Origin of the sequence: Janthinobacterium woesei, from assembly GCF_051380875.1 — a bacterium.
In the GTDB taxonomy this organism is placed as follows: Bacteria; Pseudomonadota; Gammaproteobacteria; order Burkholderiales; family Burkholderiaceae_D; genus Janthinobacterium.
The window spans coordinates 1-6005 of the sequence record NZ_JBNYXW010000039.1 but is presented as its reverse complement, the minus strand read 5'-3'; the positions used below and the strand labels follow the sequence as shown (position 1 = coordinate 6005).

The 6005-nt window shown below is 63.5% G+C and carries 5 protein-coding genes; 3 read left to right on the top strand and 2 right to left on the bottom strand.

Annotated features, from left to right (window positions below; genetic code table 11):
* Positions 1–369: 369 nt before the first annotated feature.
* The 3 genes from ACQ4W6_RS25490 to ACQ4W6_RS25480 all read left to right on the top strand — a co-directional run bounded on the left by ACQ4W6_RS25490 (position 370) and on the right by ACQ4W6_RS25480 (position 4007).
* Entirely contained in the window at positions 370–1230 is an 861-nt protein-coding gene (locus ACQ4W6_RS25490) for an IclR family transcriptional regulator (RefSeq protein WP_436569953.1), read from the top strand.
* A 108-nt stretch (positions 1231–1338) separates the two neighbouring features.
* The gene (locus tag ACQ4W6_RS25485; RefSeq protein WP_436569952.1) at positions 1339–2268 is read left to right on the top strand and encodes an AAA family ATPase; all 930 of its coding nucleotides are present in this window, start codon (positions 1339–1341) and stop codon (positions 2266–2268) included.
* Positions 2265–4007 (top strand): cobaltochelatase CobT-related protein, encoded by a 1743-nt coding sequence (locus ACQ4W6_RS25480; RefSeq protein ID WP_436569951.1) that lies wholly within the window; start codon positions 2265–2267, stop codon positions 4005–4007. The genes ACQ4W6_RS25485 and ACQ4W6_RS25480 overlap by 4 nt, the downstream gene beginning before the upstream one ends.
* On the opposite strand, the gene ACQ4W6_RS25475 is transcribed toward ACQ4W6_RS25480, so the two are convergent.
* Together ACQ4W6_RS25475 and pta are read right to left on the bottom strand one after the other, a co-directional pair.
* Positions 4004–4780 (bottom strand): TSUP family transporter, encoded by a 777-nt coding sequence (locus tag ACQ4W6_RS25475; protein ID WP_436569950.1) that lies wholly within the window; start codon positions 4778–4780, stop codon positions 4004–4006. The two genes, ACQ4W6_RS25480 and ACQ4W6_RS25475, sit on opposite strands and share 4 nt — an antisense overlap.
* The gene (pta, locus tag ACQ4W6_RS25470; protein WP_436569949.1) at positions 4770–5771 is read right to left on the bottom strand and encodes a phosphate acetyltransferase; all 1002 of its coding nucleotides are present in this window, start codon (positions 5769–5771) and stop codon (positions 4770–4772) included. The genes ACQ4W6_RS25475 and pta overlap by 11 nt, the downstream gene beginning before the upstream one ends.
* Positions 5772–6005: the final 234 nt, after the last annotated feature.

Sequence of the window (6005 nt, the reverse complement as noted above, 5' to 3'; positions counted from 1 at the left end):
CGCAAAGATATCCATCGGGTCCATGAAGGCAGAGCCCATGATGCCGAACATGTCGGTCACGCCATTGGCGGCCAGGGTTTCCACGAACGCCTCGGAAGGCGTCATCTTTTGCGGGCCTGCTGGGACGGCTGGGGTGGCCGCTGCGGCGGCAGCTTTTTGCTCGGTCATGTCATTCATGGGTGTCTCCGGTCTGTGGTGATGAACTCTAGTGAAATTATCAAAAAACGGTATGTTTTGTTCCGAAATTTGATATACAATTCAATTTAAGCGTTCAGGATTCAAAAGTCAAACAGAATTTCAAGGAAACGGTACAATTTGAGTTCGAAAATGAAATAACACAACAGACACCCAACCGAGGCCACCATGGACATGATTTCATCCCCAAAACTTGAGCCAGAAAAACTGGAAGGCGACACGCCCACGATGCGCTTGTTTGCCTTGCTGGAAGTGATTGCCGAGAAAGACCAACTGCTGTCGCTGCAGGCGCTGGTGGAAGAAACAGGCTTGCCCAAGCCCACCTTGCACCGCATGCTGCAACAGCTGGAAAGCGTGGGCGTGCTGCAGCGCGAAAGCGATGGCCGCCACTACAGCACGGGCGTGCGCCTGCGCCGTCTGGCCTCGAACCTGTTGATTAACAACACTTTCCATGGCGCCCGCCGCATGGTCTTGCGCCGGCTGGTCGAGGAAGTGGGTGAAAGCTGCAACCTGACTGCCTTCAGCGGCAGCGAAGTGGTGTACCTGGACCGCGTGGAAACGGCGGCGCCCCTGCGCTTCTACCTGCATCCCGGTTCGCGCGTGCCGGCCCATTGCTCGTCGAGCGGCAAGCTGTTCCTGGCGCAAATGACGCCAGTGCAGCGGCGGCGCCTGCTGGGCCATATGGAATTGACACGCTTTACGGACAAGACGGAGACAGACCCCGTCAAGCTCGAACGCGAACTGGAAGTGGTGCGCCGCAATGGCTATGCGCTGGACGACGAGGAATTCCTGCCCGGCCTGCTGTGCGTGGCCGTGCTGGTGCCGAACCCGAATGGCCGCTCGAACCTGGCCGTGGCGATCCAGGCGCCCATCATCCGTTTGACGCACGACAAGGCTTTACATTTCTTGCCAGCATTGCAGCGCGCCGCGCAAGCCCTGGCCGCCATCGAATCGGAAACCATGCCGACGACGGGTGGCGACGACGACGCATTGCAAACCGGCAACTCAGCAGGTAATTCAGCAGGTAATCCATAACCGGCCGCGGCGCCCATGCTGCGGCTTTACCAGGAGAACAAGGTGCCAGATTCACGCCAACATCCCCCCGCCGCGCCAGCGCCAGCTCAAACTCAAGCTGCGCACAGCATGCAGTCCGTGCGCAGCCTGTTCCAGATCGACAGCGACCTGCTCGTGCCCGTATTCACGCAGCGTGATCCGCACGTGTCCGACATCGACCCCGCGTACCGCTTCAACAAGGATGTAACGCTGGCGATCCTGGCCGGCTTTACCCACAACCGCCGCGTGATGGTGCAAGGCTTGCACGGCACGGGCAAGTCCACGCATATCGAGCAGGTGGCGGCGCGCCTGAACTGGCCCTGCGTGCGGGTCAACCTGGATGGCCACATCAGCCGCCTCGACCTGGTGGGCAAGGACGCCATCGTGCTGCGCGAGCAGCAGCAAGTGACGGAGTTCCAGGAAGGCATCGTGCCCTGGTCCCTGCAACGCCCCGTGGCGCTGATCTTCGATGAATACGATGCGGGCCGCCCCGACGTGATGTTCGTCATCCAGCGCATCCTGGAGCGCGATGGCAAGTTCACCCTGCTCGACCAGAACCGGGTCATCACGCCGCACCCCCACTTCCGCCTGTTCGCCACCTCGAATACGGTGGGCCTGGGCAACCTGAACGGCATGTACCACGGCACGCAGGTGCTCAACCACGCGCAGATCGACCGCTGGAATATTGTTGCCACCCTGAACTATTTACCGCAGGCGGAAGAAACGCAGATCGTGCTGGCCCGCGTGCCGGCCATGAACGACGAGGCGGGCCGCCAGCTGGCGGGCGCCATGGTGGCCGTGGCCAGTCTCACGCGCAAGGGCTATGCGGCGGGCGACCTGTCGTGTTTGATGTCGCCGCGCACGGTGATCACGTGGGCGGAAAATTGCCAGATCTTCCGCGATCCGGCGCTGGCCTTCCGCCTGTCCTTCCTCAACAAATGCGACGAAGCCGAACGGCCGATGGTGGCCGAGTATTACCAGCGCTGTTTCAACGCGGAATTGCTGGCGACGGCGCCATGAGCGTTGACGCGACATTACCGGCAGCCTACACGCGCGCGCAGCAGGAAACGGATGAACTGTGCGCGGGCGTCATCCGCGCCCTCAGCGGTCAAGCAGCCATTCGTTACCGGGGCCGGCGCCTGCACGACGGCCACCGCCCGCTACCCATCCACGCTGCCCATTTGCAGCCCGACGCCGCGCTGCAGGATTTGCCGTCGCTGCGCGGCGCCGCCGACAGCGTGGCCCTGCGTTTGCTGCATACGGATGCCGCCCTGCACAAGACATTGCATCCAACCGCACCGGTCGCGCGGCTCGTCTTCGAGCTGCTGGAACAGTTAAGAGTGGAGACGCTTGCGCCAGATCAACACGCGGGCGTCATCCACAACCTGCGCCACCGCTTCACGGCCTGGTCGCATGCTTTTTACGATTCCGGCCTGGCCGAAGGCGCTTCGGGCTTGCTGCTGTACACAGTGTTCCAGATTTGCTGGTCGCGCTTGACGGCGCGGGCCGTGCTGGAAAGGACGGAAGATTTCATCGAGGCCACGCGCTGGTCGATTTCCTCGCAATTAAGTAGCGACCTGGCTGGCCTGCGCCGCCACCGAGCGGACCAGGCCAGCTATGCACGCCACGCGCTGGCCATCGCCCACGCCGTCGATGCCATGCTGAAAGGCGCACAAGCGGCGCAGGACGGCCAGCAAGACGCGGCCGTGGATTCCAAGGCGCAGGCGGCCTTCAAGCTGCTACTCGATTTCGACAGCGACAATGACAACCTTCCCGATAGCGCGCCGCTGGGCGAGAGCCGCGCCTTCACCGATGGCAACGCCGATGGCGGCTACCGCGCCTATTCCACGGCGTACGACCGCGAGGAACGCGCAGGCGAACTGGTGCGCGGCGCCCTGCTGCTGGAATACCGCGAACGCATGGATGCGCACATCGCCAGCCTAGGCATCAACACGGCCCGCCTGGCGCGGCGCTTTACCCAATTGCTGGCCATGCTCGAGCGCGAAGGCTGGTCGTTTGGCGAGGAAGAGGGCTACATCGATGGCCGCCGCCTGGCGCAGCTGATCAGCTCGCCTTCGGAGCGCCGCTTGTTCCGCAAGGAGCAATTCCTGCCCCAGGCCGATTGCCTGGTGAGTTTTCTTGTCGATTGCTCCGGCTCCATGAAGACGCATGCGCAGTCCGTGGCCGTGCTGCTCGACATATTGCTGCGCGCGCTGGATCAGGCTGGCGTCAAGACGGAGTTGCTGGGCTTTACCACGGGCGCCTGGAATGGCGGGCGAGTCAAGCGCGACTGGATGCGTGCCCGCTCGCCCGCCAACCCGGGGCGCCTGAATGAACTGGTACACATGGTATTCAAGGATGGCGGCACCAGCTGGCGCCGCGCGCGCCCCGACATCGCGGCCCTGTTGAAAGCGGACTTGTACCGCGAAGGCGTCGATGGCGAAGCCGTGGACTGGGCTTGCCAGCGCATGCTGGCACGGCCAGAGCGCCGGCGCATCTTGCTGGTGGTGTCCGATGGTTGCCCGATGGATACGGCCACCAACCTGGCCAACGACGAGTTTTACCTGGCCCAGCATCTAAAGCAAGTGGTAGCGCGCCGCGAGGCGCAAGGCGCCGTGGAAATCTGCGGCCTGGGCCTGGGGCTGGACCTGGGCGCCTACTACAGCCGCAGCCTGGCCACCACCCTGCCCGCCTCGCTGAACAATGAACTGTTCAGCGAGATCGCGCAGTTGATCGGCGGCGGCGGGCGCAAACGCTAGGGCAATAGTTGCGGCACGGCCGCCGCCATCAGCGAGATGCCTATCAAGGTCAGTACGGCAAACGCGATGCGGCGCATGCCGCGCTGGGCGATCGGCGGCGGGTAGCGCTTGCCAGCCATGGTCGCCAGCACACCCACGGGCAGGGCCACCATGCATAGCAGCAACACTTTCGCGTCCAGCTGGCCCTGGCTGCCCGCCATCAGGGAGCGCCCGCCCGCGCTGACGGCAAACAGGAAGATCAGGCTGTAGCGGATGGTGGTCAGGCTCATTTCCTGGCGGTAAAACTGATACACGAGCGGTGGCCCAGCCAGCGAAAACAGGCCGGAAAACAGGCCGCCGCACATGCCGCTGATGAAGAAACTGCGCTGGTCGGCCGCGCCGGGGCCAGGCGGCGCCTGCAGCAAGATGCTGACGCCGCCATACACGATGGCCGCGCCCAGCAGCAAGCGCAGCAAGGGTTCATATGCCTGGTCCAGATAGCCGAGCAGCAAGACGCCGGCCGCCATGGCCGGCAGCAAACCGATGCTGGCGGCGCGAATGGCGCGCCAGTCCAGGTGGTGCATAGCGCCCGGCAATGCCACCAGGCAATTGGCCAGGGATAATAAACTGACGAGGGCCGCCAGCGTGGGCACGGGCGCCAAGCCCAAGCCGCTGGCCACGCCCATGACGATCATGCCCAGCCCAAAACCCGTGACGGTCTGGAAATACGTGCCCGCCGCCACCACGCACAGCAGCGCCAGCACGGGCAGGCTGAACAGAAAGTCAGCGTCCACCCTGGGCCTGTACGGCCGTGACCGCAATGACGTTATAGACATCCTCGGCACTGCAGCCGCGCGACAGGTCGTTGGCTGGCTTGTTCAAGCCTTGCAGCAGCGGGCCGATGGCGACGGCGCCGCCCATGCGCTCGGCCATCTTGTAGCCGATATTGCCCGCATCGAGGTTCGGGAACACCAGCACGTTGGCACGCCCGTTGACGACGGAATCCTTGACCTTGCGCTGCGAAATCTCGGCCACGATGGCCGCATCGAGCTGCACGTCGCCATCGATGGCCAGCAGCGGGCGCTGCGCCTTGACCTTGGCCGTGGCCGCATGCACCTTGTCGACGGCTGCGTGGTGGGCGCTGCCGCTGGTGGAAAACGACAGCATGGCCACGCGCGGCTCTTCCATCAGCAAGGCTTGCGCGCTGTCGGCGGCGGCCATGGCGATGTCGGCCAATTCCCCGGCCTTCGGATCGACCACCAAGGCGCAGTCGGAAAAGATGAAGCCGCCCTTCAGGTTGTGGAACGGTTCGCACAGCATCATCAGGAAAAAGCTCGACACGAGCTTGAACGCCGGATCGACGCCGATGATCTGGATGGCGTTACGCACCACGCTGGCCGTCGTGTGCACGGCGCCCGCCACGCAGCCATCGGCGTCGCCCAGGCGCACCATCAGGTTGGCGTAGCACAAGGGATCCTGCACGGCGATTCTCGCCTGCTCCACCGTCATGCCCTTGGCTTGGCGCAACAGAAACAATTGCTGGGCATAATGTTCCGCCTCGCTGGACGCAGCCGGGTCGATCAGGCGCACGCGCCCCAGGTCCAGCGCGTGTTCGCGCGCCAGCGCCAGGATGGCAGCGGGCTTGCCGACGAGGGTGATATGCGCCAGGCCTTCGCTGCTGGCGCGCGTCGCCGCTTGCAGCACGCGCACATCGTCGCCCTCGCACAATACGATGTTTTTTGGCACGGCGCGGGCTTGGGCTATGATGCGGTGCAAGGCTTTCATGGGCACTCCAATTCGGTAAAAAAATGCCGGAACCATGGCAGCATGAAGATGGCTCCGGCATACAAAACCCGGCGGACCGGGGTCATACAAGGGAGGGGCTGACTGCTGACTGATTACACGTAGTCTTTGTACTTGTCCAGGTGACGGATGGGCTTACTCAGCGCATCACGGCGGAACGGGTCGCCCAGTTCGCGCGTGCACATGATTTCGATGATGGTAGTCTTGCCTTCATTC